The sequence below is a fragment of the Pseudonocardia sp. SID8383 genome (assembly GCF_009864975.1).
GTDB lineage: Bacteria > Actinomycetota > Actinomycetes > Mycobacteriales > Pseudonocardiaceae > Pseudonocardia > Pseudonocardia alni.
Genome location: NZ_WWFY01000466.1, coordinates 1 through 2,965 on the forward strand (window position 1 = coordinate 1; position 2,965 = coordinate 2,965).

Annotated in this window: 3 protein-coding genes; all 3 read left to right on the forward strand. The window is 71.6% G+C overall.

Translation table 11 applies throughout. The features are described from left to right. Positions 1-196: GNAT family N-acetyltransferase (locus tag GTW08_RS11375; RefSeq protein WP_161151888.1), on the forward strand; the 196-nt coding region annotated here is incomplete at its 5' end. A gap of 140 nt (positions 197-336) precedes the next feature. After that, complete coding sequence (mdo, locus tag GTW08_RS11380) at positions 337-1,602, forward strand: NDMA-dependent methanol dehydrogenase (protein WP_217266922.1); 1,266 nt, start codon at positions 337-339, stop codon at positions 1,600-1,602. Between the two features lie 103 nt (positions 1,603-1,705). Continuing rightward, on the forward strand, positions 1,706-2,824 hold the full coding sequence (locus tag GTW08_RS11385) for a MadB family AAA-type ATPase (RefSeq protein WP_083658808.1): 1,119 nt from the start codon (positions 1,706-1,708) through the stop codon (positions 2,822-2,824). Positions 2,825-2,965 lie beyond the last annotated feature (141 nt).

Below are 2,965 nucleotides of genomic sequence, written 5' to 3' on the forward strand. Positions count from 1 at the left end.
GGAGACCGATCCGGCCCACCGCGGCCGCGGGCACGGCCGGGCGCTGCTGGCCCGCTCCCGCGAGCTCGCCGCCGAGCACGGCTGCGACCTGCTCGCGCTGGGCGCGGACGCCGCCGACTGGCCGCGGGACTGGTACCGGCGCAGCGGTTTCACCCCGGTCGGCACCCACCTCGAGGCCTCCGCCCCACGCCGGTGACCCCTCCGGACGGAGGGTGGACCCGCCCCGGCGAACGACCGGGTGGTCAGGTACCCATCCGTAGCTGTTGCCAGTAGTTCGCAACAACCAGGGTTGTGCTCGTCCGTCAGCCGACGAAGCCGTCGAGGAGAGTCATGGCCATCGAGCTCAACCAGATCTGGGACTTCCCGATCAAGGAGTTCCACCCGTTCCCGCGAGCCCTGCTGGGCGTCGGCGCCCACGACATCCTCGGCGTCGAGGCGAAGAACATGGGGATGACCCGCGCCCTGTTCGTCACCTCGGGCCTGCGCGGCTCCGGGATCGTGGAGGAGCTCAAGGGCAAGGTCGAATACCAGGGCGTCGACGTGGTCGTCTACGACCAGGTCGAGTCCAACCCCAAGGACTACAACTGCATGGACGCCGCCGCGCTCTACACGAGCGAGAAGTGCGACGGCATCATCTCGATCGGCGGCGGCTCCTCGCACGACGCCGCCAAGGGCGCCCGCGTCGTCATCGCCCACGACGGCCGCAACATCAACGAGTTCGAGGGCTTCTCGAAGTCCACGAACATGGAGAACCCGAAGCACATCGCGGTCTCCACCACCGCCGGCACCGGGTCCGAGACCTCGTGGGCGTACGTCATCACCAACACCAGCGACATGGACAACCCGAAGAAGTGGGTCGGGTTCGACGACGCCGTGGTCGCCACCCTGGCGCTGGACGACCCGCTGCTCTACTACAGCTGCCCGCAGCACTTCACCGCCTTCTGCGGGTTCGACGTCCTCGCCCACGGGTCCGAGCCGTACGTCTCGCGGCTGGACTTCGAGCCCTCGCTGGGCAACGCGATCTACTCGATCGAGCTCGTCGGGCGCTACCTGCGCGAGGCGGTGTACGAGCCGCGCAACCTCGAGGCGCGGTCGAAGATGATGCACGCGCAGTACATCGCGGCCCAGGCGTTCAACTCCGGCGGCCTCGGCCTGGTGCACTCCGCATCGCACGCGGTCTCGGCGTTCTTCGACACCCACCACGGCCTGAACAACGCCATCGCCCTGCCGCGCGTGTGGGAGTACAACCTGCCGTCGCGCTACGAGCGCTACGCGAAGATCGCCACCGCGCTCGGTGTGGACACCCGCAACATGACGACCGTGCAGGCCGCGGACGCCGCGGTCGAGGAGGCCATCCGGCTGTCCAAGGACGTCGGGATCCCCGACAACTTCGGCGCGCTGCGGTCCGACAGCTACGACAAGAACCGGATGAACACCGGCAAGTACTCCGGTGTCGGCGACACGATCCCCACCGACGGCGACACCGTCCACCGGATCGCGGAGCACATGATGGGCGACTACTGCACCCCGGGCAACCCCCGCGAGTGCACGGTCGAGGCGCTGGTCCCGATGGTGGACCACGCGTTCGGCAAGTCCTACTAGGACGTACCGCCCCACCGCCGTCGCGCCCGGATCAGCCCCCGGGCGCGGCGGCGGCCGTCCGTCCGCCGCACGGCTGCGTGCGGCTCAGCAGTCGAGGAGAACGGTGTCCGACAGCACGGAGTTCGGCAAGGCACGGTCCGGCGGCGCGGCGTCCGGCCCGCCGGCCTTCGAGAGCGCGGAGGCGCTCACCGAGGCGCTGTCCGGTCAGGACTACGTCATCGACCCCGGGTTCGCCGTGGTGGTGCACCTCGCCACGGCACTCGAACGCCCGCTGCTGCTGGAGGGCCCCGCCGGCGTCGGCAAGACCGAGCTGGCGAAGTCCCTGGCCGCGGCGAGCGGGCGCCGGCTGGTCCGGCTCCAGTGCTACGAGGGCCTCGACGACGGCCGCGCCCTCTACGAGTGGGACTACGGCAAGCAGCTGATGCACGTCCAGATGCTCCGCGACCGGATCGGGGAGCTGCTGTCGGGGACCACCACGATGGCCGAGGCCACCGCCCGGCTCCAGGAGCAGGACACCGGGCTCTACACCGAGTACTTCCTCTCCGCCCGCCCGCTGCTCGAGGCGGTCCTGTCCGACGACCCGGTGGTACTGCTCGTCGACGAGGTCGACCGCACCGAGGAGTCGATGGAGGCCCTGCTGCTCGAGGTGCTGGCCGAGCGGCAGGTCACCGTGCCCGAGATCGGCACCTTCACCGCGCGCTCCACCCCGTGGGTGGTGCTGACCTCCAACGACACCCGGGAGCTCTCCCCCGCCCTCAAGCGCCGCTGCCTGCACTACCAGGTCGACTTCCCGACCCCCGAGCGCGAGACCGAGATCGTGTCCCGGCGGGCACCCGAGGTGGCCGCCGACGTCGTCGCCGACGTCGTGGAGCTGGCCCGCAGGCTGCGGGGGTTCCCGCTGCGCAAGTCCCCGTCGATCTCGGAGGTCATCGACGCCGCCCGCGCCGCGGCCGTGCTCGGGCTCGCCACGACCGGCGAGGTCGAGAAGGTGCGCTCGGCGCTGCTGTCCGCGCTGCTCAAGTACGGCTCGGACCGCGAGCTCGCCGTGCGCCGTCTCGACGAGGGCGAGCCGGAGGCCGAGGTGGACGTCGCGACCGACGAGGGCTGGGTCCGCCGGTCCTCCCGGCCCGCCGACACCACCTCCGGCGCCTTCGGGAAGGGCCGGGCGAGCTCCGGTGCGACGCGCGCCGAGGCCGACCGGGCCCGGCGGATGCGGCGATGACCGCGTCCGCGGCCGGAGACCCCGGCACGCGGCTGCTGTCGGTGCTGGCCGCCGCGTTCACCCGGGTGCTGCGGTCGCAGCGGGTGGCGGTGTCCCCCGCGGAGGCGATCGAGGTCCGCCGGGTGCTGGCGCTGCTCGGCG